Origin of the sequence: Streptomyces sp. NPDC051567 (assembly GCF_044454165.1) — a bacterium.
In the GTDB taxonomy this organism is placed as follows: Bacteria; Actinomycetota; Actinomycetes; order Streptomycetales; family Streptomycetaceae; genus Streptomyces.
The window spans coordinates 180,824-205,937 of record NZ_JBITDK010000007.1 but is presented as its reverse complement, the minus strand read 5'-3'; the positions used below and the strand labels follow the sequence as shown (position 1 = coordinate 205,937).

General features: G+C 73.4%; 27 protein-coding genes. 17 read left to right on the top strand and 10 right to left on the bottom strand.

What is annotated here, in order from left to right; all coding sequences use genetic code 11:
- Nucleotides 1-8 precede the first annotated feature (8 nt).
- Nucleotides 9-473: a MarR family winged helix-turn-helix transcriptional regulator gene (locus tag ACIA5F_RS11425; protein ID WP_399351670.1), complete on the top strand. Its 465-nt coding sequence runs from the start codon at nt 9-11 to the stop codon at nt 471-473.
- Nucleotides 474-596: 123 nt separating this feature from the next.
- On the opposite strand, the gene ACIA5F_RS11420 is transcribed toward ACIA5F_RS11425, so the two are convergent.
- Nucleotides 597-1,595 (bottom strand): methylglyoxal synthase, encoded by a 999-nt coding sequence (locus ACIA5F_RS11420; RefSeq protein WP_399351668.1) that lies wholly within the window; start codon nt 1,593-1,595, stop codon nt 597-599.
- 621 nt (nt 1,596-2,216) lie between these two features.
- Between ACIA5F_RS11420 and ACIA5F_RS11415 the strand changes: the two genes are divergently transcribed.
- Together ACIA5F_RS11415 and ACIA5F_RS11410 are read left to right on the top strand one after the other, a co-directional pair.
- Nucleotides 2,217-2,426, top strand: a complete 210-nt coding sequence (locus tag ACIA5F_RS11415) for a hypothetical protein (protein WP_399351666.1) — start codon at nt 2,217-2,219, stop codon at nt 2,424-2,426.
- Nucleotides 2,423-2,770: a hypothetical protein gene (locus ACIA5F_RS11410; protein WP_399351664.1), complete on the top strand. Its 348-nt coding sequence runs from the start codon at nt 2,423-2,425 to the stop codon at nt 2,768-2,770. Before ACIA5F_RS11415 ends, ACIA5F_RS11410 begins: the two co-directional genes overlap by 4 nt.
- Before the next feature lie 116 nt (nt 2,771-2,886).
- Here ACIA5F_RS11410 and ACIA5F_RS11405 read toward each other — a convergent pair whose 3' ends face one another.
- Nucleotides 2,887-3,618 (bottom strand): chitinase, encoded by a 732-nt coding sequence (locus ACIA5F_RS11405; protein WP_399351662.1) that lies wholly within the window; start codon nt 3,616-3,618, stop codon nt 2,887-2,889.
- Between the two features lie 742 nt (nt 3,619-4,360).
- Between ACIA5F_RS11405 and ACIA5F_RS11400 the strand changes: the two genes are divergently transcribed.
- On the top strand, nt 4,361-4,534 hold the full coding sequence (locus ACIA5F_RS11400; protein ID WP_399351660.1) for a hypothetical protein: 174 nt from the start codon (nt 4,361-4,363) through the stop codon (nt 4,532-4,534).
- Between the two features lie 53 nt (nt 4,535-4,587).
- Here ACIA5F_RS11400 and ACIA5F_RS11395 read toward each other — a convergent pair whose 3' ends face one another.
- Entirely contained in the window at nt 4,588-5,100 is a 513-nt protein-coding gene (locus tag ACIA5F_RS11395; protein WP_399351658.1) for a peptidase inhibitor family I36 protein, read from the bottom strand.
- A 778-nt stretch (nt 5,101-5,878) separates the two neighbouring features.
- Between ACIA5F_RS11395 and ACIA5F_RS11390 the strand changes: the two genes are divergently transcribed.
- A complete protein-coding gene (locus tag ACIA5F_RS11390; RefSeq protein ID WP_399351656.1) occupies nt 5,879-7,009 on the top strand; it encodes a tetratricopeptide repeat protein in 1,131 nt (376 codons plus the stop codon).
- A 175-nt stretch (nt 7,010-7,184) separates the two neighbouring features.
- On the top strand, nt 7,185-8,069 hold the full coding sequence (locus ACIA5F_RS11385; RefSeq protein WP_399351654.1) for a peptidase S1: 885 nt from the start codon (nt 7,185-7,187) through the stop codon (nt 8,067-8,069).
- Nucleotides 8,070-8,551: 482 nt separating this feature from the next.
- On the opposite strand, the gene ACIA5F_RS11380 is transcribed toward ACIA5F_RS11385, so the two are convergent.
- From ACIA5F_RS11380 to ACIA5F_RS11365, 4 genes are all read right to left on the bottom strand, one after another.
- Nucleotides 8,552-9,802, bottom strand: coding sequence for a cytochrome P450 (locus ACIA5F_RS11380; protein WP_399351653.1), 1,251 nt, complete (start codon nt 9,800-9,802; stop codon nt 8,552-8,554).
- Nucleotides 9,803-9,830: 28 nt separating this feature from the next.
- Nucleotides 9,831-11,225, bottom strand: coding sequence for an NAD(P)/FAD-dependent oxidoreductase (locus tag ACIA5F_RS11375; protein ID WP_399351651.1), 1,395 nt, complete (start codon nt 11,223-11,225; stop codon nt 9,831-9,833).
- Entirely contained in the window at nt 11,215-11,487 is a 273-nt protein-coding gene (locus ACIA5F_RS11370) for a ferredoxin (RefSeq protein WP_399351649.1), read from the bottom strand. Before ACIA5F_RS11370 ends, ACIA5F_RS11375 begins: the two co-directional genes overlap by 11 nt.
- Before the next feature lie 133 nt (nt 11,488-11,620).
- On the bottom strand, nt 11,621-12,256 hold the full coding sequence (locus tag ACIA5F_RS11365) for a hypothetical protein (RefSeq protein WP_399351764.1): 636 nt from the start codon (nt 12,254-12,256) through the stop codon (nt 11,621-11,623).
- Between the two features lie 236 nt (nt 12,257-12,492).
- On the opposite strand from ACIA5F_RS11365, the gene ACIA5F_RS11360 reads away from it, so the two are divergent.
- The 3 genes from ACIA5F_RS11360 to ACIA5F_RS11350 all read left to right on the top strand — a co-directional run bounded on the left by ACIA5F_RS11360 (nt 12,493) and on the right by ACIA5F_RS11350 (nt 13,824).
- A complete protein-coding gene (locus ACIA5F_RS11360) occupies nt 12,493-12,717 on the top strand; it encodes a hypothetical protein (protein WP_399351647.1) in 225 nt (74 codons plus the stop codon).
- Nucleotides 12,683-13,021 (top strand): hypothetical protein, encoded by a 339-nt coding sequence (locus tag ACIA5F_RS11355; protein WP_399351645.1) that lies wholly within the window; start codon nt 12,683-12,685, stop codon nt 13,019-13,021. The genes ACIA5F_RS11360 and ACIA5F_RS11355 overlap by 35 nt, the downstream gene beginning before the upstream one ends.
- Nucleotides 13,022-13,098: 77 nt before the next feature.
- Nucleotides 13,099-13,824: an SMI1/KNR4 family protein gene (locus ACIA5F_RS11350; protein ID WP_399351643.1), complete on the top strand. Its 726-nt coding sequence runs from the start codon at nt 13,099-13,101 to the stop codon at nt 13,822-13,824.
- A 39-nt stretch (nt 13,825-13,863) separates the two neighbouring features.
- Here ACIA5F_RS11350 and ACIA5F_RS11345 read toward each other — a convergent pair whose 3' ends face one another.
- The 3 genes from ACIA5F_RS11345 to ACIA5F_RS11335 form a co-directional block, all read right to left on the bottom strand.
- Nucleotides 13,864-14,862: an NmrA family NAD(P)-binding protein gene (locus ACIA5F_RS11345; RefSeq protein WP_399351641.1), complete on the bottom strand. Its 999-nt coding sequence runs from the start codon at nt 14,860-14,862 to the stop codon at nt 13,864-13,866.
- Entirely contained in the window at nt 14,859-15,371 is a 513-nt protein-coding gene (locus tag ACIA5F_RS11340; protein WP_399351639.1) for a hypothetical protein, read from the bottom strand. Before ACIA5F_RS11340 ends, ACIA5F_RS11345 begins: the two co-directional genes overlap by 4 nt.
- A 147-nt stretch (nt 15,372-15,518) precedes the next feature.
- The gene (locus ACIA5F_RS11335) at nt 15,519-16,061 is read right to left on the bottom strand and encodes a MarR family winged helix-turn-helix transcriptional regulator (RefSeq protein WP_399351637.1); all 543 of its coding nucleotides are present in this window, start codon (nt 16,059-16,061) and stop codon (nt 15,519-15,521) included.
- A 554-nt stretch (nt 16,062-16,615) separates the two neighbouring features.
- On the opposite strand from ACIA5F_RS11335, the gene ACIA5F_RS11330 reads away from it, so the two are divergent.
- The 8 genes from ACIA5F_RS11330 to ACIA5F_RS11295 all read left to right on the top strand — a co-directional run bounded on the left by ACIA5F_RS11330 (nt 16,616) and on the right by ACIA5F_RS11295 (nt 25,077).
- Nucleotides 16,616-17,851 (top strand): cytochrome P450, encoded by a 1,236-nt coding sequence (locus ACIA5F_RS11330; protein ID WP_399351635.1) that lies wholly within the window; start codon nt 16,616-16,618, stop codon nt 17,849-17,851.
- Between the two features lie 89 nt (nt 17,852-17,940).
- Complete coding sequence (locus ACIA5F_RS11325) at nt 17,941-19,083, top strand: acyl-CoA dehydrogenase family protein (protein ID WP_399351633.1); 1,143 nt, start codon at nt 17,941-17,943, stop codon at nt 19,081-19,083.
- A 149-nt stretch (nt 19,084-19,232) separates the two neighbouring features.
- Nucleotides 19,233-20,570, top strand: coding sequence for a GNAT family N-acetyltransferase (locus ACIA5F_RS11320; protein ID WP_399351631.1), 1,338 nt, complete (start codon nt 19,233-19,235; stop codon nt 20,568-20,570).
- On the top strand, nt 20,557-21,078 hold the full coding sequence (locus ACIA5F_RS11315; RefSeq protein ID WP_399351629.1) for a type II toxin-antitoxin system RatA family toxin: 522 nt from the start codon (nt 20,557-20,559) through the stop codon (nt 21,076-21,078). The genes ACIA5F_RS11320 and ACIA5F_RS11315 overlap by 14 nt, the downstream gene beginning before the upstream one ends.
- On the top strand, nt 21,075-22,442 hold the full coding sequence (locus ACIA5F_RS11310; RefSeq protein WP_399351627.1) for an aspartate aminotransferase family protein: 1,368 nt from the start codon (nt 21,075-21,077) through the stop codon (nt 22,440-22,442). Before ACIA5F_RS11315 ends, ACIA5F_RS11310 begins: the two co-directional genes overlap by 4 nt.
- The gene (locus ACIA5F_RS11305) at nt 22,429-22,695 is read left to right on the top strand and encodes an acyl carrier protein (RefSeq protein ID WP_399351625.1); all 267 of its coding nucleotides are present in this window, start codon (nt 22,429-22,431) and stop codon (nt 22,693-22,695) included. Before ACIA5F_RS11310 ends, ACIA5F_RS11305 begins: the two co-directional genes overlap by 14 nt.
- Nucleotides 22,692-23,939, top strand: coding sequence for a beta-ketoacyl-[acyl-carrier-protein] synthase family protein (locus ACIA5F_RS11300; protein ID WP_399351623.1), 1,248 nt, complete (start codon nt 22,692-22,694; stop codon nt 23,937-23,939). Before ACIA5F_RS11305 ends, ACIA5F_RS11300 begins: the two co-directional genes overlap by 4 nt.
- 79 nt (nt 23,940-24,018) lie before the next feature.
- The gene (locus tag ACIA5F_RS11295) at nt 24,019-25,077 is read left to right on the top strand and encodes an SDR family oxidoreductase (protein WP_399351622.1); all 1,059 of its coding nucleotides are present in this window, start codon (nt 24,019-24,021) and stop codon (nt 25,075-25,077) included.
- Nucleotides 25,078-25,114 lie beyond the last annotated feature (37 nt).

Here is a 25,114-nt window from a genome sequence, read left to right as displayed (position 1 = left end):
ACCGAGTGATGGAACGCGCGACGGGGCGAGTGACGGGCCGGGCGGCGGCGGTGGGTGACGAAGAGGCACTGGAATGGGTGATCTCCCTCCACCGGCTGACCCGGAGTCTGCGTGGGGCCGCCAGGACGGGAGGTCTGCGGCCCACCCACATCGCCGTCCTCGCCCTGCTGGCGCAGCGGGGCGAGGCCCGCATCGGGGAGATCGCGGGCTGGGTGCCCTGCTCCCAGCCGACCGCCACCTCCGCCGTCCTCGTCCTGGAGGCGGCGGGCCTGATCCGCCGCGAGCGCGACCCGGCGGACGGCCGGGCCAGCCGTGTTCTGCCCACGGAGCGGGGCGCCGCCGTCCTGGCCGTCGTCGCGCGCGGCGAGTCCGAGGAGTTCTCCCGGCGCCTCGCCGCGCTGCGGCCGCAGGAGGTCCGCCGCCTCCTCGCGGCGGGCCCCCTGCTGCGCCGCCTCGCGGACGCGGCGGACTGAACCGGTGCGGACCGGACCGGACCGGACCGGTGCGGTGCGGACCGGACCGGCCGGGAGGGGGTGGGTACGAGGACGGCCCGGGGCAGGGAGAAGCCACCGGGCCCGTTTCCCGGGCGTGGCGGCTCAGGCGGGGACGGACGCCTCCGACGACACGTCCGACGATGCCTGCGACGCGGGCACGGGCGCCGCCGACTGCCCGGGGATCTGCGCGCCCACACTGGCGATCAGCGCGTCGGCGGTGGCCGCGTTGAGGGCGATGGGGATGTTGGCGAGCGCCGCCAGCCGGATCAGGGCGCGGACGTCGTCACCGTGCGGGTGGGCGCTGAGCGGGTCGTAGAAGAAGATCAGGAGGTCGATGTCGCCGCTCGTGACGAGCGCGCCGATCTGCTGGTCGCCGCCGAGCGGGCCGCTGCGCAGCGGGATGACCGGGAGCCCCAGCTTCCGGTTGATGAGCGTGCCCGTGGTGCCGGTGCCGTAGAGCCGGTGCCGTCCGAGCTCGGCGGCCCGGCGCTCGGTCCAGGCCAGCAGGTCGGCCTTGCGGGTGTCGTGGGCGACCAGCGCGATCCCGCGCGGCCCCCCGGCCGGGGCGGTGTCCCCGGTCAGCCACGCCGGGTCGGCCAGCGGGTACAGGTGCACGGCGGCGGCCCGCAGTTCGGCCCGGGTGATGCGGCCGTCGCCGTCGGCGTCGACGGTCTCGAAGGCGAGGGCGGAGGTGTCACGGTCGAGGCCGGTGGCGCCGAAGATCCGCTCGTACTCCGCCGGGTCGATGGTCCCGTCGCCGTCCCGGTCGAGGGCGTCGGCCAGGCAGTCCAGGGCGCGCAGGGTGGAGTCACGGAAGTGCGGGTCGGCGTCGAAGGCCCCGCGGGCGGTCGCGGCGACGAACTCCTGCTCGCTGATCCGCCCGCCCCGGTCGGTGTCGGAGACGGCCGCGAGCTGGGTCCACAGCTCCGCGTACACGTCGTAGAGGGCCGCGCGGCGCCGGGTGTCGCCGGGGTCGGTGAGGTTCTCGGCGATCCGTCCGGCGTACGCGATCAGGTCGTCACGGCCGAGCTGGCCGTCCCCGTCCAGGTCGTAGGAGCGGAAGATCGCCGTGATGCGGGGGAGCCAGGCTTCGGACGTCATCGGGGGCCTCTCTGGGAACGGGGCGGCAGGGCCGCCGGGCGAGGGGGATCATCGCAGCGACGCCGCCTGAAATCCGTTGCCCCATAGGCCAGTTGAGTGAGGACGACCCGAACGAGCGACGACCGGGCCCGCGGTGCCGTGGCCGGTATGCGCGGGAGGACGGCCAGCGGAGAAACGATCCCTCCGCCCGGTCGCCCCGCGCCCCCAGCCCGGCGGTTCCGTGCGCGCCCGCCCGGCTGCCCGGCGCCGGCCCGGCCGTCTGCGGAGCCTCGCGCGGTCGCCGTGCGCGAGCACCGGCCCGCGTGGCCCCGTACGCCCACACCGTGACCGTGACGGGGAGCGTGACCATGACCATGACCTTGCCCGTGACGGGGAGGGCCTCCCGCCGCCGCCGGTCCCCGGGCCTCTTGTGTTCCGGCAGCCCCCGGCACAAGGCGGCTTTCGGCCGACCGCACACTCCACTCGTTCCGGCGAAGCCGGTCCGGGTACGGCCGGATGGCCTGCGGTCGTCCGCCACGAGCCCGATAGCTCGATGATCGGCCCGCGCTCTCCTGCCCCGTACTCCTCGGCGACCGGGCCGAGCCCGGCTCGCGCCGGGTCCACTGGCCCCGTACCGGCGCCATGCTCGCCGACCTCTACCAGGGCATGGCGCTCCAGGCCCGCCTCGACCACGGCCGCGCCGGCGCCGCCTCCACCGAGGCGCAGGCCCGTACCGCCCTGCGCCTGGCCCGGCGGGTCCAGCCCGCCTGGGGCCGCCTTCCGCCCGACCACCGCCTGGCCGACGCGGACGGGGCAGGCGGCTCGGCCGCGCGGAGTACGGCGCGGGCATGAAGGGCGCCTTCATCGGCTCCGACGCCGGTTTCGAGACCGCTTTCGCACCGCTGATCCGCGCCATCTGCGACCTGCTCGACACCGACACCGATACCGATACCGACACGGACACGGACACGGACACCGATACCGATACCGTCGGCGTCGTCGACGAGAAGGAGTTCCAGACCCGGCAGCGCGTCCTCCGCACCCAGGACGAGAACCGCGCCACCGCCTTCCGGCTCCTGGACACGGACGGCAGCGGCACGCTGGACGTGAGCGAGCTGCTCTCGGCGTTCCGTGACTACTGCATGAGCGACGCGGCGGACGCGGCGGGCAACGTGCTCTACGGCCCGCTGCCCTGACCTCACGCCCGGCCCGGCCCGGCCCGGTCAAGCGAAGGGGGCGGGACGTACTGGGTGGGTGTGGCCCGCCCCCCTCGCCGTTCCCGGCCGCGGGGGCCGGGCGTACGGCTACCGCCTCAGCAGGAGAGGTTGCCCCCGGCGTCGGTGCCCAGGACGCCCACGAACTTCTTGTAGAGGTTGATGCGGTCCTGGCGCTCGTCGGGGTTCTTGCCGTTGCACTCCAGGGCGCCGTTGATGCTGCGGATCGTCTCCCCGAACCCCCTGTTCTGCACCATCGCGTCGTGCGCGGTCATGGTGCCCGCGCCCTTCTGCGTGTTCCAGAACCACAGGCCGGTCTTCCACGAGACGGCCGGGTCCCTCTCCACCTTGTACGGGTCGTTCAGCAGGTCGATGTGGAGGGCGTCGCCCGCGGCCTTGTAGTTGAAGTTCCAGCTCAGCTGGAGCGGCCCGCGCCCGTAGTACGCGCTGGTGCCGGCCGGACACCCGTAGGACTGGGACTTGTCGCAGTAGTGGCTGTAGTTGGCGGTGTTCTGCTCGACGACGTACTTCAGGCCGCCGGTCTCGTGGCTGACGTTGGCGAGGAAGGCCGCCGCCTCGCGCTTCTTGACCGTGTCGCTGCCGGAGGTGGCGAAGGCCGGGTAGGCGCCCAGGGCGTCCGTCAGCCCCTTGTAGGTGTAGAAGGAGTTCCGGCCCGGGAACATCGTGTCGAACTGCGCCTGGCTGACGACGAACGAGGCCGCCAGGGCCCCGCTGCCGGGGGACGCCGAGGCGGGCAACGGCGCGGCCACGGAGAGGCTGCTCGCGACGGCGGCCGAAGCCAGGGCGGCCAGAACGGTGCGTACGGACATCTTCTTGCTCCTTGTGGACGGGGGCGAGGCGGATCGGACCGGACCGGACCGGACCGGGGTACCGGTACCCCAGGGGTACCGGCTCGGTGCGGGGCCATCGTGTCGTCCGTCTTCCGCTCCTGTCCGGGAACACGCCGTAGGGGCCAGGGCCGCCCCACCATCGGGTGGAACGTGACATGACGGAAACTCAAAAACCTTGCCAAGAGGGTTGGTTGGGAGGTTGCGGGTGGTTCCGGGGCGTGGTGGTGCGGGGTATGTGCGGTGGCCGAAAGAGCAGGGTCGGCCGCAGGGTCTTCGGTAGGTTTCTCTCCGGAGCGAAGGGGCTCCCGGCGCGAAGGGGGCTTCCGGTGGGGGACGGGCGGGATCACCTGGTGGACGAGGGCGCCGTCGCCGTGGCTGTCACCGGTGCCCTCACCGTCACTGCCGCCGTCCGGTCGCGGCCCTCCAGGCCCTCCCGGCCCGTCCGTCCCGTCCAGCGACACCCGGATGTCCGGCCACCGCCGCCACCACGGTCACGACCACGACCACGACGGCCGTCCGCAGGGTCGCGCCGCGCCGGGTCCTCCGCGCGGCCCTTCCCCCGCCGGGCGGGCCGGGAAAGGGCGGGCGCGGGCCGGGGCCGGATCGTGTCCCGTGTCCCCCTGGGCCGGGGCGGGGGCGCGTGGGAGGCTCCGGGGCAGGGGAGGCCCGAAGGGCTGGTCGCGCGGGCGCCGAGGCGCCCTGCCGGGGAAGGAGCGGACGGGTGAGCGAGGAACTGAAGCGGGAGACCCTGCTGTGTCCGTACTGCAAGGCGGGCCCGTTCGACGGTGAGGCGCGCACGGTCAGCGCCCGCGCGGAGTGCCTGACCGTGACCTGGCACCGCTCGTCGTGTCCGCACTACGCCGCCGACCGCATCCTGGCCGGGTACGAGGCGTAGCCCGCCGTCGCCACCCGGCCGGACTTCCCGGGCGCGGGGCCGGTTCGGTCAGGTCAGCAGGTGGAGCTGCCGTCCGCGCCGGTCGTGGCGGCGCGGACGGAGCTGGCCTCGTCGTTCTGGTGCTCGCCGGTCAGCGCGCGGTCGCTCTGACCGGCGTGCATCAGCCGCTGGCTGCCGCCGTAGTCGTTGTCGCTGTCGCTGTCGCTGTCGCTGTACCAGCAGTAGTCCCGGCCGGTGTTGTTGGCCCAGGACGACAGGACGTCGTTGAACCCGAACCAGGCCAGGTGGGGGATGTTCGGCGTGCCGGAGACCCAGTACCCGCCGTCCGCGTAGTCGAAGCCGCGGTACAGGCAGAGCGTGTCGGCCGGGCACTCCTTCCGGTCGGCCGGGAACTCCACGATCGAGACCAGCCTGCCGTTCTCGTACCAGTCGTGGCCGAGCTGGAAGAAGCGCAGCCGCGTGCCCCCGGAACCCTCGGCCCAGCCGGTCGTCTTGTGGTCCTCGCCCGTGTAGTGCACGAACGTGCCCTCGTACACCTTGGTCGGCGTGCCGCAGATACGCCCCACGTGCCCTGCTCGACGAACCACCTCGCGTTGGCCCAGGTCGCCCCCAGCGTGTACTTCTGGCTGTCCGGCTTGATCTGCCACTGACCGCCGGGACAGGCGTCGGCGACCCGGGCCGGCGCGGTCGCCCGCCGGGGGGTGGCGTCGGCGGGCGCGGTCAGTGCCGTGCCAGCAGCAGGGCGGCCAGGGCGGCCAGGGCGGTGGGCACCGGGAAACGTACGCGCACGGGGGCCTCGATCCTTGATCTCTTTCACCTTCCGCCAGGTGCGGGAACCTGTGCACGATCATGTGAAGCCGGGTGTCCCGGCGCCCGTGGAACACGCGGAATTCACTCTTCCGCCGCCACCCGGACCACCGGCCCGGTCCTGTCCCGCCCTGTGGTGGGCCCGTCACCCGCGATGATGGTGAAACCGCTGGTCAGGGGGAGGCGTTCGATGCGCGGGGGAGGGTTTGCGCCGAATTCCGGCCGAGGGTGGCTGGAATGTGTCAGGTCGGGCCCTTCCACCCACGCGGGGCGGCTACGGTCTTCCGGTGCTCAGGGCGTGAAGGGCGTGAGCGGAACTCCGCGTACGTGTGCATCCGTGCTTGGGGCGTGCCGGTCCGGTGCGGTGGGCTGTGCGGGCCGCAGGAACGTTCCGCATTCCCCCGCCACTCCCGTCCCCGCACGCATTCCCGTCCCCGTCCCCGTCCCCGTTCCTGTTCCTGTTCCTGTATTCCGTTCCCGTCTTCGTTTTCGCTCCACTTTCCGTCCTGACCTTCATGTAATGGGGAGAATCCCTCGATGTCGCGACACAGTGCCCCGCTCCCGTTGTACCGGGGCGCGCTGCGTACGGAGCTGACGGGCAATTCGCCCTTCGACCAGGTTCTGGACGTCGCGGTCCGCCACCGGCGACGGGCTCTGGAGTCCGGCTCGGTGCGCGCGCTGGCGGACGCCGAACTCGCCCTCGCCGAGGCCCACCGCCGGCTCGGGCAGATCGCGGAGTCCGAGCGGGCATGGAAGGCCAGCTTCCGGGCCGCCCGCAGGCTCGACGACCACGCGGGCATGGCCTGGGCCCTGTGGTGCGGCGGCACCCTGGCCCGCCAGCGCGGCGCGCTCGCCCTGTCGCAGCGCTGGCTCCGGGCGGCGGTCGGCCGGGCCAGGCGGAGCGGGGACGCCGACGTACTGGGCTACGCGCGGGCGGGATACGCCGAGACGGGCCGTATCCGCGGCGACTATCCGGCCGTCCTCGCCCTGCACCAGGAGGAGCTGGACCTCTCCCGGGCGCGCGGGGACGCGGAGCACGCGGTCTGGGCCCTGCTCGGCATCGCCCAGATCCACCGCAACACCGGCGCCCCCGAGCACGCGCTGACCCTCTTCCACGAAGCGGCCGAGGTGGCGGACGAGGCGGACTACCGGGCCGGTCACGCCTGGGCCCTGCGCGGCATCGCCGACCTCCTCTCCGAGCAGGGCCGTACCGCGCAGGCGCTGGAACTCCTCGACCGCGCCGCGCTCACCTGCCGGACACTGCGCCTGACCAGCGCCTGGGCGTACAACCGCAAGATGTACGGCAACGTCCTCTACCGGGACGGCCGTTATCCGCAGGCGGCGGACGTCTACCGCGCCGCCCACGCCGAGTTCGAGGCGATGGGCGAGCAGCGGGGCGCGGCGCTGGCCCGGCTCGGCCTCGTCAAGTCCCTGGCGCGCACGGGCCGCCCGGCCGCCGAGACCGCAGCCGCACTCGACGACCTGCACACGACCTTTCAGCGGATCGGCCTGCTGCACGCCCGGACGATGGTGGAGAAGGCCCGCGCCGATTTCGGACTCCCCGGCTCCGGACCGACCGATTTCGGACTCGCCGACTCCGGACTCCCCGGCTCCGGACCGGTTCCCGGGCGTCGGCGACTCACCCCAACAGGTGGTCACTCGCAGTAGTCGTGCGCCGGTGGTGGTGGGTGGGGGCCAGGTGCGGCGCGTGCGGGTCGTCAACCACGGTATCCGCCCGCCTCCGGGGGGCGTGGCAGGTGCGCCGCCGCCTGTTCCACTTCGGTTGCATGGCTGCCTGGTGTCCGACCGGGCCGCTCCTGTACCGCTCTGGAGGTCGTGGAACGTGAACGTCAAGAAGCTGTCCGCCGTCGCTGCCGTGGTGACCGCACTGGGACTCGTCCTGACCGCACCTGCCGTGGCCGCGCCCGGCACCGTCTCGGGTGACGGCGGCAACCGCATCGGCGTCGTCAAGGCCACCGGCGAGGCGTTCGTCAAGGAGGGCGGGCTCAGCGCGTCGTGGGTCAAGGAGAACGACAACGTCAAGCAGATCGCGCTGGCCGGTAACCGCATCGGCGTCCTCACCGGCGGCGGCATCGCGTACGTCAAGGAAGGCGGCCTCAGCGCCACCTGGGTCCGGGTCTCCGACAACGTCAAGCAGCTCGCGCTCGCGGGCAACCGGATCGGCGTCCTGAAGGACAACGGCGAGGCCTACGTGAAGGAGGGCGGCCTCAGCGCCACCTGGGTCCTGGAGTCCAGCCGGGTCAAGGACCTGGAACTGGCGGGCAACCGCATCGGTGTCGTCAAGGGCAACGGCGAGGCCTACGTGAAGGAGGGTGGCCTCAGCGCCACCTGGGTCCACGAGTCGTCGAACGTCATCGACATCGACCTGGCGGGCAACCGGATCGGCGTCGTCCAGGGTGACGGCCAGGCGCACGTGAAGGAGGGTGGCCTCAGCGCCACCTGGGTCCACGAGGCCGACAACATCATCCAGATCGAACTGTCCAAGAAGCGGATCGGTGTCCTCCAGGACAACGGTCAGGCGTTCGTGAAGGAGGGCGGGCTCAGCGCCAACTGGGTTCTGGAATCCGACAACGTCATCCAGATCGCTCTCTCCGGCAACCGGATCGGTGTCCTCAAGGGCAACGGTCAGGCGTTCGTGAAGGAGGGTGGCCTCAGCGCCACCTGGGTCCTGGAGTCCGGCGACGTCACGGAACTCGCCTTCTCCTGACCCCGCATCACCTCCCGTTCCCGAGGCAGGGGCGGTACCCGGAGCTGCGGCCCCGGGTACCGCCCCTGCCCGGTTCGCTGACCGTGGCCGTCTGTGGCCGTCTGTGGTAGGCCGTGGTTCGATATGCCCGATGTGTCCGATGTGTCCGACAGTGTCGGTGGGGTTCGTTGAGGCCCGGACCGGCTGTCGGTGATACCTCAGAGCTACGCGCGCGGTGAGCTCCGTGGAGGGATGCCGGTGATGCGGGGCGGTGCGTACGGTCGTATCAGAACCACCTCTCCGACCTGGAAGGACCATCGAGATGACGCACCGCCAGCCCACTCGCCCCGCCCACCGCCCGCACCCTGCCACCATGCCCGGCCTGCCGACCGGGCCCGCCGTGCCGCCCTGCGCCCCGTCCACGCCGGTCGCGGCAGCAGCGGTAGCAGCGATAGTGGCGGTGAGGGTGGCGGAGGTGGCGGGGGTGGGGATGGCAGGGGTGGTCAGGGACGGATGCCGTCGCAGGCGATCGGCAGGTGCCGGGGGCCGCGCAGGACCGCGTTCTGACGGTACGGGGGCGGGTCCTCCAGCAGCCGGGGGTTCTCCAGCCTGCGGGCGAGTTCGCTCAGCGCGAGCTGGGCCTCCATCCGGGCCAGCGGCGCGCCGAAGCAGCTGTGGATACCGCTGCCGAGCCCCAGATGCTGGATGTCCTCACGGTCCGGGTCGAAGCGGTCCGGGTGCCCGAAGCGCAACGGGTCACGGTTGCCGGAGGCCAGGATCAGCCAGAGCGAGGCGCCCTTGGGGATGATGACCCCGCCGATCTCGATGTCGGCGAGCGTGCTGCGCTGCGGCAGCAACTGCACGGGCGGCTCGAAACGCAGCAACTCCTCGACGACGGGGACGGCCAGCCGGGGGTCCTCGCGCAGCCGCTGGAGAACCTCCGGGTTCCGCAACAGGGTGAGCATCCCGTTGGTGATGAGGTTGACGGTCGTCTCGTGGCCCGCGATCAGCAGGAGCGCCGCCGTACTGAGCACCTCCATCGTCGTCATGGCGCCGTCCGGCCCGTGCGCGGTCGCCAGCTCGGAGAGCATGTCGTCGCCGGGCTTCTTGCGCCGCGTCTCGACCAGCCCCGCCAGGTACATGCCCAGCTCCATCCGGGCGTCGTGCGAACCCTGGGGACGCTTGCCGGGATCGGCGTCCGGGTCGGGGTCCAGACTGGCGGCGAGGGTGTCCGCCCAGACGTGGAAGCGCGGTTCGTCCTCCTTCGGCACACCCAGCAGCCGGCAGATCACGGTCACGGGGAAGGGGTAGGAGAACTGGTCGACCAGGTCGATCCGCCCGGCGTCCCCGGTCTCGACGATGCCGTCGATCAGGGCGGAGACAATGCCCGCGAGTTCACCCCGCATGTCGTGGACCCGGCGCGGGGAGTGCGGTGGACCGAAGGGCCGGTTCGTCATCCGGCGGAGCCGGTCGTGCTCCGGAGGGTCGAGCCGCAGGAAGCTCGGCGGCAGGGCAGTCTCCTCTTCCTCCTGCCCGGCCTGGGCCAGCGGGTCGCCCGCCGTCGAGGCCAGGTTGCGGGCGTCGGAGCTGATCCGGGGGTCGTGCAGGAGGTTCTGGATCTCGTAGTAGGTACTGACGACGTACGGCCCGTCCTCGTCGTGGGAGACCGGCGTCCTGCGGAGCTCCTCGTACAGCGGATACGGGTCGGCCCGGTGGGCGTAGTCGATGATCTGCCGCAGGATCGCTTGTGTCATGACAGTCCTCAAGGAGGGCGCGTGCGGGTCAGTGCCGCGCGGGGGTGAACGTCATCCGCCGGTCGGCCGGCGAATATCCGCTGAGGGTGACGGTCGGGCCGTGCGTGGGCACTGACGGGTCGGGGAAGTCGGCGGGCATCGGGTGGCGCCCCTCCGGGCGCCGGTCCACGGTGGGGAAGGGAGGCGGGAACGGCGCGGTCGTCTCGATCAGCCGCTGGTAGAACGGCAGCCACCGGGACTGGTCGAAGGTGACAGCGGCGATGACGCGCCCCTGGTACCCGTAGACACCGGTGAACCGGTGCTCGTCGCGCGAGCCCTGCGAGATCAGGATCTCCGTTCCCATCGACGGCACCCCGACCGACTTGATGTTCACCCCGAACTGGGAGGACCAGAAGGCCGGTACCCACAGGTGGGGGCGGCGGTCCACGCTCTCGCTCAGCATGTTGTGCGCGGCCGTCTCCGCCTGGGCGACGGCGTTGCCCCAGTGCTCCAGGGAGAGGAACTGATAACCGAACAGCGCGTGCGGGGAGCGGGCCACGTCACCCGCCACGTAGATGTCGTCGGTGACGATGCCCCGGATGTCGAAGGCCCGGCATCCGGCGTCGCAGGCGATGCCCCGGGGCCCGGCGCCCAGCCCGGAACCGGCCAGCCATTCCGTGTTGCGCAGGGCGCCCAGGGAGACGACCACCACGTCGGTCTCCACGGTGGTGCCGTCGGAGAGGTGCGCGGCCCGGACCCGCCCCGTGGAGTCGCCCTCCAGACCGGTCACCATGACCCCGCACCGCAGGTCCACCCCGTGCTCGCGGTGGAGTTCGGCGGCGACCTCGCCGACGACCCCGCCCAGCGCACCGACCAGGGGCGCCGCACCCCGTTCGGCGACGGTGACCGCAAGGCCGCGCTCCCGGCAGGCCGAGGCGATCTCCGAGCCGGTGAAACCGGCCCCGATGACGAACACGCGGCGGGGGCCGTCCGCGAGCCGGTGCTCCAGCGCGACGGCGTCGTCGCGGGTGCGCAGGACGAAGACCCCGTCGAGCGCCGCCTCGTCCTCGTGCGGCCACGGCCGGGCCCGGACCCCGGTGGCGATGAGGAGCCGGTCGTACTCCACCTCGTCGCCCCCGGCCAGCCGCACCCGCCGGGCCGCCATGTCCAGCCCGGTCGCGGGGACCCCGAGCCGCCACCGCGCGTCGATCTCCCGGCGCCGGGGCAGCGCGGTACGGTCCGCCCTCGCCCGGCCCAGCAGCACCTGCTTGGAGAGCGGGGGCCGGTCGTACGGCTCGTACGGCTCGTCGCCGATCAGCGTCAGCGAACCGGCGAAGCCCTTCTCGCGCATGGTCTCGGCGGCCCGCAGACCCGCCAGGGAGGCGCCGACGACGACGATGCGTCCCTCGCGCCTGAGCCGCTCCAGCGATCCGTCACCGCTCACCGCGCGCCTCCGGGGCGTGGAACCCGGCCAGGGCCGGTGCCGGTGCCGGGGGCGGGAACGGCTCGGCCCCGCCCGCCTCCTCCACGAAGATCGCCCCGACCGGGCAGGCCGCGACGGCCCGGTCGACGCTGTCGCGCTGCTCCTCGCCCGCGTACGGGTCGTACAGCAGCGATTCCTCACCGTGCATGGAGAAGACGTCGGGCGCGAGGAAGGCACACTGCGCGTACCCCTGGCACCGGTTCAGGTCGACGACAAGTCTCATCAGGGATCAGCCTCTCCGTGGCCGGTTCACCCCCTCCGCCCCTCCGTCCGGACCCGTCCTTCCAGCATGCACGCGGCGGCGCACGCCCGCCCGCCGGGCCGCCGCACCGCCCGGGACACCGCGGCGCGGGGCCTTACGCAGGGCTCTCGGCGGGGGCCCGAGACCGGGAACCGGCCCGCAGGACGTGCAGGCTCACGAGCAGCGCCCAGGCCGGGAAGACCAGCTCGGACCAGGGCACACCCGAGCCGACGACGGTCAGTACCAGCCCGGCGAGGTACCCGGTCAGGACGAGCGGGCGCGGGAAGACGCCGAGGCGCCGCCCGATGGCCGAGGCGGTGAAGACGAACACGGCCGCCATCCGCATCCCGTACGTGGCCAGCAGGGTGTACGCGTAGTGGCGGCCGAAGTCCGAGGGCGCCGACTCCTCCAGCACGGTGCCCGCCGCGGCGGCGGCGCCGAACAGGGTGGCGACGAAGACGAGCCCGCTGCCCAGGAACACGGTGGCGACGAACCGGTCCTCCGCCTCACCGGCCAGGGAGCGCAGGGCGCCCGTGAACCACAGGAAGGAGATGCCGGCGAACGGGACGATCTCCAGCGCCACCCGCACCGCCCAGATCCGGTCCGGGCCGATGACCGCCTCGGCGCCGTTCCCGGAGGGGATGGCGATCCGCATCAGGACGATCGCCGCCGCGAGCAGCACCGCGAACACGACCCCGGCCGTCCCGGCGGACCGCGGCGTCCGCAGCCGCCCGCCCGTGGACTCCTCCATGAACCTCTCGCTCTCTCCCACCCCGGCTCCAGCAAGCGGCACCCACCCCGCCCCCGCCACCGGGGCCACCCGCGCGAGTGACATGCCCCGGCGCGCCAGTCCCGTCGTCCCGTTCCGGTGCTCCACGGCCGGTGCTCCACGGTCGGCGGTCAACGGCCAGGTGGCACTCCTCTCGATCGGGTGACTACCTGCCGTTCGGTTCCCGGACCTGTGTGGCGCGCAGTAGTCATATGCGTATGGCACTTGGTGACCGACATCAGAAGAAGGACGTCGAGGCAGCGCTCAAGAGGGCGGAGGCGGCCGGCCTTAAGGTGAAGCACGAAAGAAACAGGCACAACTGGGGAGCTGTCATCTGCTGCCCGTGCAACGACAAGTTCAGAGTGCACTGCACTCCTCAGAGTCCAGGAGACGAGGCGAAGAAGATCGATGTCTTCATCGGTAAGCACCGCACCTGTGCGTGAGTGGCATTTCAACCTGTGTCTGCAAGACCCGCTCACCCCGGAGCAGTCAGACACTTTGGACGGTCTCGACCGTTTCAACGACGGCCGCATCGGCCTGGCCGAAGCCCCTGGATACTCCCGGTTCATCTGTATCTTCCGGGCCGTGACCCTCACTGAGGCGATTGCGGAGGCTCTCTCTTTCTTCGAGGACTTTCCGGGTGTTCTGGTGCGTGGTGTCGAGTTGGATGAGATCGGGTTGGTGAACAACGGCATGGCGACTCCCTCCGTGGTCCCGGCCGAGCCCACGTTCAGCGGCTCGGGCTGAACGGTTCCGGCTTGGCCGGAGGGTGGCGTGGTCCGGGCCGGGTTCGCCGGGGTCGCTGCCGCGTAGGGTGGTCGGCCATGGCGATGATCGTAGGAATCGACTGGGGCCGGGTCGGGGCGCGCGTACAGCGCTTGGAGCGGGCGTGGGGCACCCCCGCCGGGCCGCCCCCGCTCGCCGAGGCAGAGGTGGCCGACGCGGAGCGGGAGCTGGGCATCGTCTTCCCGGAGGACTACCGCCAGTACCTGCTCCGTGTGAGTGCCGGGGGGACAGGGCCGAGCCGGATTCGGCCGTTGAGCCGACGGGGCGCCGACGGGTGGGGCTGGGAGGGCGACCTCCACACCGACGTCGGTGCGCTGGCCTCTGCCTTCCCGGCCAGATCCACGTACGAGGCGGAGTGGGGTGCCCTGGACGCCGAGGAGCCGGTTCCCGGGAGGTTCCGTGACGGTTCGGCCTTCGACAAGGCGTCACGGGCATGGGACGCGCGGTGTGAAGAACTGCATGAGGTACAGACGAGAGGGGCCGTGTTCCTCGGCGACGACGGCTGCGGGTTCGTGCTGCTGATCGTGTCGGGTCCCGAGCGGGGTGCCGTCTGGTACGACCGCCGGGCGACGAGCGACGCCATCGTGCCGCTCCTCGGGGCGGACGGGACGCACGCGTCGTTCGGCGACCTGTACATGGAGTGGCTCGACAGGGCCGAGCGTGCGGTGGAAACAGCCCGGCGCGACGGGACCGAGCCGCGCGTCCGGCGGGTCGTCACCCCGATCTTCGAGACCAGGTTCGGCAACCGGGGTCACCGCGCCTGAAGACCGGTGAGGACCGGATCGCCGGGCCCGTCGCGAGGGTCAGGCCGGACCGGGACCGTAGCCGGTGACATGGCCGGTGACGTGGCCGGGGCGGAAGAGGTCGAGGTGTTCGCGCAGGAAGGTCTCCAGGGTGCGGGGCGGGCGGCCCAGGAGGCGGGGGACGGTGCCGTCGGGCGACTCGGGGTGGGTCGTGGCCATCCGCTGGATCTCCACGACGTGCGAGGCGAGCCAGCCGGGCATCCGGGCGGTGGCGGTGAGGTGCCGGTGCAGCTCCGGTCCGGACAGCTCGGCGTACCGGACCCGGTGTCCCAGCAGGTCGCCGAGGAGACGGACGAGCTGGGGGTGGCTGTAGGTGCGGTCCCCGGTGAGGGTGTAGGTGTGCCCGGCCAGTTCGGGCCGGGTCAGGACGGCGGCGGCCACGTCGGCGATGTCACGGCAGTCGATGTAGTTGCACCCGGCGTCGGCCATGGCTCCGTGGACGGTGCCGTGCGCGGCCACCCCCGGTGCCAGGAGCAGCAGCTTCTGCATGAACGCGTAGGGACGCAGGACGGTGTGGGGGATTCCCGACGTACGGAGCGCCTCCTCGACGGTGTGGTGGCCGCGGGCGACGGCGACGGGGGAGTCGGGGCCCGCGCCGGGGGCGGAGAGTTTGACGAGGTGCCGGACGCCGCTCTCGACGGCCGCCGTGACCGCGTTGAGTTCCAGGGCGACCTGGGCGGGGCCGTTGGCCATGGTCAGGAACACCTGGCTCGCTCCGGCGAACGCGGCGCGCAGGGAGGCGGGGTCGGCGGCGTCGGCGGCCCGGACCTCGACCGGCGCCCCTGCCGGTGTCCCGGCCCCTGCTTCGGCGATCGCCCCTGCCCCTGGTCCGGCCGGGGCGCCGGTACGGGGCTCCGGCCGTGCCGGGGAGGCGCGGTCGAGTCGGGCCCGGAGGCGTCCGGGGTCGCGGCTCAGGGCCCTGGCCGGTACTCCGAGTGCGGTGAGACGTTCCAGGAGCGCGCTTCCGGTGGCTCCGGTCGCTCCCATGACGACGATCATGCGGTGGTTCCTTCCGTGGGGTGGGTTCCGGGGCTGATGCCGGGACCGGTGTCGGTGCCGGGACCGGTCCCGGAGTGGCGCCAGGTGATGAGGGTGGCCGCGAGGGCGGCGGAGAGCGGCAGGTCCAGCCCGAGCCGGCCGGGCCACGGTCCGCCGGGCGGGCCGGGCCACACCGGCAGGCCCCGGACGGCGAGCAGGGCGACCCCGGCCGCGAGGGCCGCCGCCACCAGGCCCGCACCTGCGGCCCGTACGGCCTTCGGCAGGGAGGCGGCCCGGCGGGGACGGCCGCCGGTGCGCCGGAGCCGGGCTCCGGTGAGGGCGGCGACGGCCGCGGAGGTCCCGGCGATGGAGGTGAAGGCGGCCACCGTCAGGTCGTGCCGCCCTGTGGCCAGGCCGCCGGCGCCCGCGGTCAGCGCCGGGGAGGCGTAGGCCACCAGTACTTCGCGCCACAGGACGAACCGCGCCGGTGCGCGGTCCCTGGTGGTCCGGCCGCTTGTGCGTCTTCCCACGATGTCCCTTCCCATGATGCCCCTGTCTCTTGTTGTTCCTGTTTCTTGGTGTTCTTGGAGAGATAGTTAGGTGCCTAACTATATGGGCGTGCGGAGTGCCGGGTGGTGGGCTCCCGGTGCGGTGCGGCGTGGTGCGGGGCTTGCGGTTTAGGGCTCGGTCAGTGCGCCGATGCCCCGGGTGACGCGCGACAGGAGGTCGAGGAAGACCGTCCGCTCCGCCACGCTGAGTTCGGCCACCATCGCCTGGAGGCGGCGGAAGTGGTCGGGGGCCAGCTCGCGCAGCCGGCGCGCGCCGCGCGCGGTCAGCACGACCACCGCGCCGCGCCCGTCCTGCGCGGACGGCCGCCGCAGCACCAGGCCCTCCTTCTCCAGCGCGTCGACCAGTCCGGTCACCGTCGCGCGGGAGACGCCGAGGCCGGCGGCGAGACGGGAGGGGGACTTCTCGCCGTCGCTGTCCTCCAGGTCGGCGAGGAGCCGGTAGCGTCCGGTGGAGAGCCCGAAGCGGGAGAAGTGGACCTCCGTCGCCTGGCCGAGCCGGGCGCCCGCAGCCATCAGCCGCACCGCGACGAGGACCGCCTGCGGGTCGGCGTCAAGGCCGTAGTGCTGGATCTGGCGCCTCGCCTGATCCAGCGTCGGACTCTCCTCGGCCGAGGTGTCCAGGGTCTCCGGGTGCTCCTTGTGCCTGTCCATGGAAAGTAATATGGCAGCTAATTACTTCCTGCGTCAAGATCCCCCGTCTCTCCTGGTCAAGATCTCCCGTCTCCGTGGTCAAGATCCCCGTCCGGTCCGCCGGGCCGGTCCCGGCCGACCGGGACGACGAGGGGCCACGGGGGGCGACGTAGGACCACGGGGGACGGCGAGGGGTGACGCGGGACCCGCGCGGGGCGAAAGTGTGTGCGTCAACGCGGAGGGCGTCGTCCCACCGCCGTTTCCGGCGCGGGCGTCCGGGGACCTCCGCGTAGGCGGGAGCCGCCCGCCGGGCGTACGCGGCGCTCCGCCCGGCCCGATGGAGCCCCGGCAGGGCCTCGACGGAGTGCGGTACCGTGCCGCCGAGTTCTGCGAAAACCCCCTTCGACCCCCTTCGACCCCCTTCGGCCCTCTTCAACCCCCTTCGGCTCCTTTCAACACGTTTCCCTTTCACCCGGCTTCTTCCGGCGGCTTCTTCCGGCCGGACGCCTTTCACCCGGCCCCTCGGACGAAACCCTCCGACCGAACCCTTTCCACCGAACCCTTTCAACCGGAAGTTGAGAACCCTGATGGACGCGGAGTCGGTTCTTCTTTCGGTTCTCACCCCGGAGGGCAGGGCGAACCCTCACCCTTCGTTCGCCGAACTCAGGCGGCTGGCCCCGATCCACCGCAGCGAGGCGCTGGACACCCATTTCCTGACGCGTTTCGCGGAATGCCACGCCGTGCTCACGAACCACGAGTTCCTCGTGCCCGACCTCACCTGGTGCTCCTCGAACATCCCCGACTGGCGGGAGCACCCGGCCGCCGACTTCTTCTACTCGTCCCTGCTCGGCAGCAACGGCGCCGTCCACGACCGGCTGCGGCGGCCGGTGGCCAGGGCGTTCGGGGTCCGGCGGATCGCCGCGCTCCGGCGGACCGTAGAGAAGATCACCGAGGAACTCCTCGACGGCTTCGCCGAGGCCACCTCCTCCGGCGGCGCCGCCAACTTCCAGGAACTGGTGGGCGACCCGCTCCCCGTCGCCGTGGCCGGCGGGCTGATCGGCGTGCCCCGCGCCGATCAGGAGCACTTCCACCGGCTGGGCCGGGACGCCAGCCGCCTGCTGGAACCCGTACGCACCGCGGACGACTGGGCCCGTGCCGACGGAGCGGTGGACACCCTGCGCGAGTACTTCACCGGCCTGCTGCGCGAGCGGCGCGCCCGCCCGGCCGACGACTTCGCCTCCGCCCTGCACACCCAGCACGCCCCCGGGGACACCCCGCTGACGGAACGGGAACGGGTGGACATCCTGCTCCTCCTCTTCGTCGCCGGGTTCGAGACCACCTCCGGCATGCTCGGCCTGACGGTGTTCGCCCTGCTCACCCACCCCGGGGAACTGGCGCTGGTCCGCGCGGACCCGGACCTCGCCACCGCCGCCGTCGAGGAGTCGCTGCGCTGGGACACCCCGGTGGTGATGACGGAACGGATCGCCGCCCGGCCGCTGGAGCTGGCGCCCTCCGTGACCGTCCCCGAGGGCGCCAGCGTGACCGCCGTCCTCACCGCCGCCAACCGCGACCCCGGACACCATCCCGATCCGGACGCGTTCACCGTACGCAGGCAGGGCACCCGGGTCCTGAGCTTCAGCGCCGGGACGCACTTCTGCCCCGGGGCGGCCCTGGCCCGGTCCGAGGGCGCCGCCCTCGTCCGCCGGCTCGTCCACCGCTTCCCGGGACTGGGCCTGGCCGGGGAGCCCGTCCGGCGGGCCTCCGTCAGCCTGCGCTCCTTCGACGACCTTCCGCTGGTCACCACCGGGTAGCGCGCCCCGCCGCCTCCCGGACCACCACGGGCCGCCGCCCGTGGCCCCGCCGCACCCGCCGCACCGCCGTACCCCCGAAGGGACTGTCCGTGAACTTCCTGCACCAGGAACGCTCCGCGCTCCAGACGTTCATGCCCGGCCTCGACGCGTCGCTCGCCCGGTACCCCCTGGCCGAGCTGGAGCGCGCGCCCAGCCCCGCGATCCCCGCCTTCCGCGAGGCGGGCGGGCCCGGACTGCTGGTGCCCGCGCGCCACGGCGGCGCGGGCGCGGGCCCGCTGGAGGCCGTACGGGTGCAGCGGGCCGTCGGGGCGCTCTGCCCGTCCCTGGCGGTGGCCACCACCATGCACCACTTCTCGATCGCCGGACTGGTCCAGGCCGCCGCCCACGCCACCGGCGACGGCGACGGGCCGGAGGCGCCGCTCCTCGAAGCCGTCGCGAAGGACGGGCTGCTGGTCGCCTCCGGCTTCGCCGAGGGCAACACCGGCCAGAACATCCTCCGGCCGCACATCACCGCCGAACGCCGGGGCGGCCGGGTCGTCGTCAACGGCAGCAAGATGCCCTGTAGCCTCTCGCGCTCGATGGACCTGCTGACCGCCTCCGTCGCCCTCGCCGACGAGACGGGCACCGAACGGCTCGCCATCGCCCTCATCCCGGCGAAGACGCCCGGTGTGGAGGTGCGGCCGTTCTGGGGGACACCGGTCCTGGCCGGGGCCGAGAGCGACCGGGTCGTCCTCACCGACGTCGAACTCGACCCGGAGATGGTGCTGGTCACCGAGGTCACCGCCGATGCCGTGCCCGACGCCCTGAACACCGCCGGTTTCCTCTGGTTCGAGCTGCTGCTGACCGCCGGCTACCTCGGCGTGGCCAGTGCCCTCGCCGCCCGCGTACTGGAACGGCCCGGCGCCGCCGACACGGACCCCACCCCGTTCACCGTGGGCCTGGACGCCGCGATGCTCGCGGTGGAGGCCGTGGCCCGCGCGATGGAGGCCGAGGAGTGGGACGACACCCTGCTCGTCTCCGCGCTCACCGCCCGGTACGCCGCCCAGGACGCGATCGCCCGGACCACCCGTGACTGCCTCGCCGCGCTCGGCGGCATGGCGTTCATCAGCTCGCCCGACGGCGCCTACCTGGCCTCCGCCGCCACCGGCCTCACCTTCCACCCGCCGTCCCGGGCCCGGATGGCCGGCCCGCTGCGCGGCTTCCTCGACGGGGCCCCGCTGCGGATCGGCTGACCGCCGGACCGGACCCGACCGGACCCGACCGGACCCGACCGGACCCGACCGGACCCGACTGGGTCGGACCGGAACCGCCCCGACGCCGGACCGGCCGCCCGCCCCACCGCCCACCCCCCCCAGAGCGACGACCCGAGGAGCGCGAACAGGTGACAGCAGTGCCCTACGGCGCCTCCGGCGCAGCACCGTACGACGCCTCCGGCTACCGGGTCGACGTACTCTCCCGGGCCGACGAGCTGCCCGACGCCGACTGGGCGCAACTCGCGCCCGCCGACGACCCGATGTGGTCCCGGGCCCTGTTCAGCGCGATGGAACACTCCTCCATCGGCCCCGACGACTACGCCTACCTGGCCGTGCGCCGGGGCGGCCGGACCGTGGCCGTCCTGCCGCTCTGCCTCTTCCGCGCACTGCGGCTCGACGACATCGTCGGCCCGCGCGAACGACGGCTGCTGGCCCCCCTGCGCAGGTTCCTCCCCCGGCTGCTGCGGGTCCCGATGCTCTTCTGCGGCAACCTCCTGGGCGAGGGCCACGTCCTGGCCGCCGGGGGACGGCCGCCGGAGGAGGTCTGCCGCCTGCTGGTCGCCGCCGTCCTCGGCTTCGCCCGCCGGGAACGGCTCGGCACGGTCGTCTTCAAGGACTTCGCCCCCGCCGCCCTGGACCCGCTGCGCCCCGCCCTCGAAGCGGCCGGGTTCTTCTTCGTCCCGAGCCTGCCGGACACCGAACTCCGCCTCGGGCACGCCTCGTTCGAGGAGTACGTGGCCTCCCTGCCGCCCAAGCCCCGCCGCAACGCCCGTAGCAAGATCCGCAAGTTCCGGGCCTTCGGCGGCGGCGGCCTGCGCCTGGAGGTCCTCGACGAGTTCTCCTGCCTGCTGCCGCAGATGCTCGCCCTCTACCGGCAGGTGATGGAGCACGCGGACCAGACCCTTGACCTGCTCGACGCCTCCTTCCTGGCCGCCGTGCACGCGCAGGACGGCCTGAGCCGACGGCTCGTCGCCTGCTTCGAGGGGGAACGCCTCGTCGCCTTCCTGCTCTGCTTCTTCGCCGGTTCCGGCGCCACCGGCGCCCGGATCGGCCTCGACTACCGCATCGCCCACGAGGCGCGGCTCTACCACAACGTGCACTACGAGGCGATCCGGCTGGCCCTCGCCTCGGGCAGCGGCCACATCCGCTTCGCCCAGACCACCTACGAGCCCAAGCTCGAACTCGGCTGCGTCCTCGTCGAGCAGTGGCACGCGATGACCCATGTCCGCCCGCTGCCCCGCGCGGTGCTGCGGCGCCTGCTCCCGCCGGCGCTCACCGCCGCCCTGGCCGCCGCGCTGGGCCCGGACGCCGCCGGTGACGCGGCGGGTGACGCCGCCGGTGCGGCGCCCAGTACCGCGACGAGTACCGCGACCAGCACCAGCACCAGCAGCAGTACCGCGGCCGGTGCCCCGACCGGGCCGTCCGGCGGCCCCGACCAGGAGAGGTTTCCCCATGCCACGCGTTGAAGTGGACCTGCGCATCGCGGCACCGCCCGAGCCCGTCTGGGCGGCGGTGCTGGACGTGGAGCGCTACCCGGACTGCATGGACAGCGTCGACTCGGTCACGCTGGTCGGCCGGGCCGACGCACACCACCGCACCACCGCCTGGTCGGTCCGGCTCCAGGGCTCGGTGCTCCGGTGGACCGAGGCCGAGGTGATCGACCCGGTCGCCCGCCGCTTCGACTTCCGCCAGACCAGCGGCGACCTCGGTGCCTTCGCCGGTCACTGGGCCGTCCGCGCGGAACCGGACGGGGGCAGCACCGTCTCCCTCCACGTCGACTTCGACATCGGCATCCCGCTCCTCGCCGAGATGCTCAACCCGGTCGCCGAGGACGCCTTCCGGGAGAACGCCGCCCAGATGCTCGCCGCCCTCGAACACCGCCTGCTGGGCGGGGTGCCGGGCGTGCCCGCTCCCCTCGGCCCGCCCGCACCGCCCGCCGCCTCCCGGCCCGTCACCGCCGGGGCCACGTCATGACCGCCCCGGCTCGCGCGGAAACGGCCCCCGGGGAGGCCACGGCCGCGGACTCCGCGACCGCAGAGGCCGCGACCGCAGAGGCCGCGACCGCCGCCGAGGTCTTCGACCAGTTGCGCCGCCACCTCTCGCCCAAGCTCGCCCTGACCGGCAGTTTCGCCGGGGGCGGGGCCGTGGAGCGCTCCGCCGAGGGGTGCCGGATCACCCTGTCCGACGGCCGGTCCATGCTCGACTTCGGCTCGTACGCCGTCACCCTGCTCGGCCACCGCCACCCCGCCGTCGCCGACGCCGTCCACCGGCAGCTCGACACCATGCCGGTCTCCTCCCGCAGCCTGGCCAACCCGGTCGCCGCGCGGGCCGCCGCCCGCCTCGCCGACTACCTGGGCGGCGCCCTGCCCAGGGTCTACCTCGGGCTCGGCGGCGCCGACGTGGTCGAGGTCGCCGTCAAACTCGCCCGCCTCGCCACCGGGCGGCCCCGGGTGATCGCCGTCCGCGGCGGCTTCCACGGCAAGACCCTCGGCGCCCTCGCCCTGACCCACAGCCCGCTCTACCGCACGGGCCTGCTGGGCTGCGCCGTGGACGTGGTCCACGTGGACCCCGGCGACGCGGACGCCGTGCGCCGCGAGACCGCCTCGGCGGACGTGGCCGCGCTGGTCTTCGAACCCGTCCAGGGCGAGAACGGCGCCGTGCCGCTCCCGCTCCACGTCCTGCGCCGCTGGTGCGCGGATGCCGCCGCGGCCGGCGCCTTCGTGATCGCCGACGAGATCCAGTGCGGGCTCCGCCGCTGCGGGGAGCGGTCGGTGGCCCTCGCCGAGGGCCTGCCCGTCGACGCCGTCCTCCTCGGCAAACCCCTGGGTGGCGGCGTCGTCCCGCTCTCCGCGCTGGTCTGCTCCGAGCGGCTCCACGCCCCGCTCACGGCCGACCCGTTCCTGCACTCCGCGACCTTCGGCGGCCACCCGCTCAGCTGCGCCGCGCTGCCCGCCGCCCTGGACGCCATCGAGGAACGCGCCCCGCACGGAAGACGGCTGTCGCACCTGCTGGACGAGGCCCTGGAGCGGCTGCGCGCCCGCCACCCCGGCGTCGTCCGCGAGGTCCGGGGCCGGGGCCTGCTGCGCGGCATCGACTTCACCGCCCCGCAGACCGCCGGGCGGGTCGTCATGGAGCTGGCCGCCGCCGGGCTGCTGGTCTCGCCCTGCCTGGGCCGGCCGGCCACCGTACGCCTGCTCCCGCCGCTGGTCGCCACCGAGGCGGATCTCGCCGAGGCGTTCTCCGCGCTGGACGGCGCCGTGGCCGTGGCCGGACGCCACACCACCACCGGACGCCACACCACCACCAACGGAAGGAAGGACGGCCATGCCCACCCGTGAAGAACTGGCCCTGATGGTCAGGACGACCATCTCCGACGTGCTCGGTACCGAGGTCGAGGAGATCCAGGAACCGACCAGCCTCTTCGCCGACTACGGCATCGACAGCCTGGAGCTGATGGAGATCGGGGCCCGGCTGGAACGGGCCCTGGCGCTGCGGATCGAGGTCACGGACCTGACCGGCGCGCAGGACGTCGGCCACGCCATCGACCTGCTGGAGGCCCGCCTGGCCGGGGCCGGGGCCGGGTGCGTGTGAACGGCCGCCACCCCGGCGGCGGACACCGCGTCGCCGTCACCGGGATCGGGGTCAAGTCACCGGCGGGCAACGACCTGGAGGCGGCCTTCACCACCGTGCTGAAGGCCGAACCCGTCGCCGTGACCGTGGACCACCTGATCGAACGGGGCGTGCCCGTCCACTTCGCCTGCCTGGTGCCGCCGTTCGACCTCGACGCCTACCTGACCCGGCGCGAGTCCCGCCAGATCGACCGGGCGACCCGGCTCCTGCTCTGCGCCGCCTCCGACGCCGTGGACGACGCCGCACTGGCGGGTCTGCTGCCGCCCGACCGGGTGGGCGTACAGATCGGCACCGGCATCGGCGGCCTGCCCAGCATGGAGGAGGTCACCCTCAGCCACGGCTACGACCCCCGGCACATGCCGGTCCACACGGTCCCCCGGACCATGCACAGCTCTGCGGCCTGCCGCCTGGCCCTGCGCTACGGCTTCCAGGGCGCGTGCACCACGTACGCGGCGGCCTGCGCCAGCGGCACCACGGCGGTCGGGGAGGCCGCCCGGCGCATCCGCCACGGCGAGCTGGACGCGGCGGTCGCGGGCGGGGTGGACTCGGCCGTCACCACGGTCGTGATGGGTGCCTTCGCCCAGATGCGGGCCATGTCCACGCGCAACGCCGAACCCGCGCTGGCCAGCAGGCCGTTCGACGCGGACCGGGACGGGTTCGTGATGGGCGAGGGTGCCGCCGTCCTCGTCCTGGAACGCTGGGACGCGGCGCGGGCCCGGGGCGCGCGGATCTACGGGGAGATCGCCGGGTACGCCGACAACTGCGACGCCTTCCACATCGTGGCCCCGCACGAGGACGGCGAGGTAGCGAGCCGGTGCATGCGCCGGGCCGTCGCCGACGCCGGGCTGACCCCCGCCGACATCGTCCACGTCAACGCCCACGGGACCTCGACCGTGCTCAACGACCGGGCCGAGGCCCGGGCCGTCGACCGCTGCTTCGGCGGCCAGTCACCGCCGGTCACCTCGGTCAAGGGCGTCACCGGCCACCTCATCGGCGGCTCCGGCGCCCTGGAGGCGGCCCTCGCCCTGCTCTGCGCCGCCCGGGGCCTGGTACCGCCGGTCGCCAACCTCAGCGCCAGCCCGGAGGCGGACCTGGTGGACCTGGTGATCCGCCGCCCCCGCGAGGTGCCGGTGGGGCCCGTCCTGTCCAACTCCTTCGGTTTCGGGGGACAGAACGCCTGCCTGGTCCTCACCCCCGCGACCTGACCCGGCGACGCCCCCTGCCCAGCCCCGTCTCCCTTTCCATCCCCTCTCCACTCCGGCCCTGCGACCAGAAACGATGTCCATGCGAATCCTTCTCACCGGCGCGAGCGGCGTGGTCGGCAGCGAGACCGAACACCGGCTGCGGGAGACCGCGGACCGGCTGCGCGCCGCAGGCCAGGGCGGCGCGTACGACCTCACCCGGGTCGCCCGGCGGCCCGGGGACGACACGCTGGTCCGCTGGCGGATCGGCGCCGAACCCCCGCCGCCCGCCCTCGCCGGGCACTGGGACGTGATCGTGCACTGCGCGGCCTCCACCCGCTGGACGCTCAGCCGCGCCGAGGCCACCGAGGCCAACATCGAACCGCTGCGCGCGGTGCTGCGGCTGGCCGGCCGCGACACCCACCTCGTCCACGTCTCCACCGCCTACGTCGGCGGCGTCCGCAACCCCGAGGACCTGCGGGGCGAGGAGTTCGAGGGCTACCGCAACGGCTACGAGTGGTCCAAGGCGGTGTGCGAGGAGGTGGTCCGGGCAGAGCATCCGGGCCCGCTGACGCTGGTCCGCCCGCCCCTGGTCGTCGGCCGCCGCCACAGCGGCGAGATCGCCCGCTTCTCCGGCCCGTACACCCTCCTCCAGGCCCTCGTCTCCGGGCTGGCCGCCGTGGTCGTCGGCGACCCCGCCGGATACGCGGAGATCAGCCCCGTCGACGAGGTCGGCGCGGTGGTCGCCGCCGCCGCGCTCGCCGAACCGCCCGCCGCGCCCCGTACGGAGGTGATCGCCGGGGGCAGCGGGAGCCTGACCCTGGACTCCCTGCTCGACGTCGTCTGCGACACCCTGAACGAGTGCCGCGCCGCCCACGGGGTGGCGCCGATCGAGCGCCCGCCGATCGTCTCCGGCGACAGCTGGAACCGTTTCTTCCTGCCCCTCGCCGACCAGTACCTCTCGCCCTTCCAGAACCAGGCGGTCCGGCTGCTGTCGATGTTCCAGAGCTACACCAGCATGGGCGCGCCCTTCGAGCCGACGCGCACGGTCGCGGACCCGGCGGCCGTCATGGCGGCCTCCGTCCGGCACTGGGCGGCCCGCAAGCCCCGGCTCGCCCTGGCCGCGCCCGCCCCGTGGACCCTGCTGGCCAAGGCGGCCTGACCGGCCCCGCGCGGCGCCCCTGGCCGGTTACGTGGTG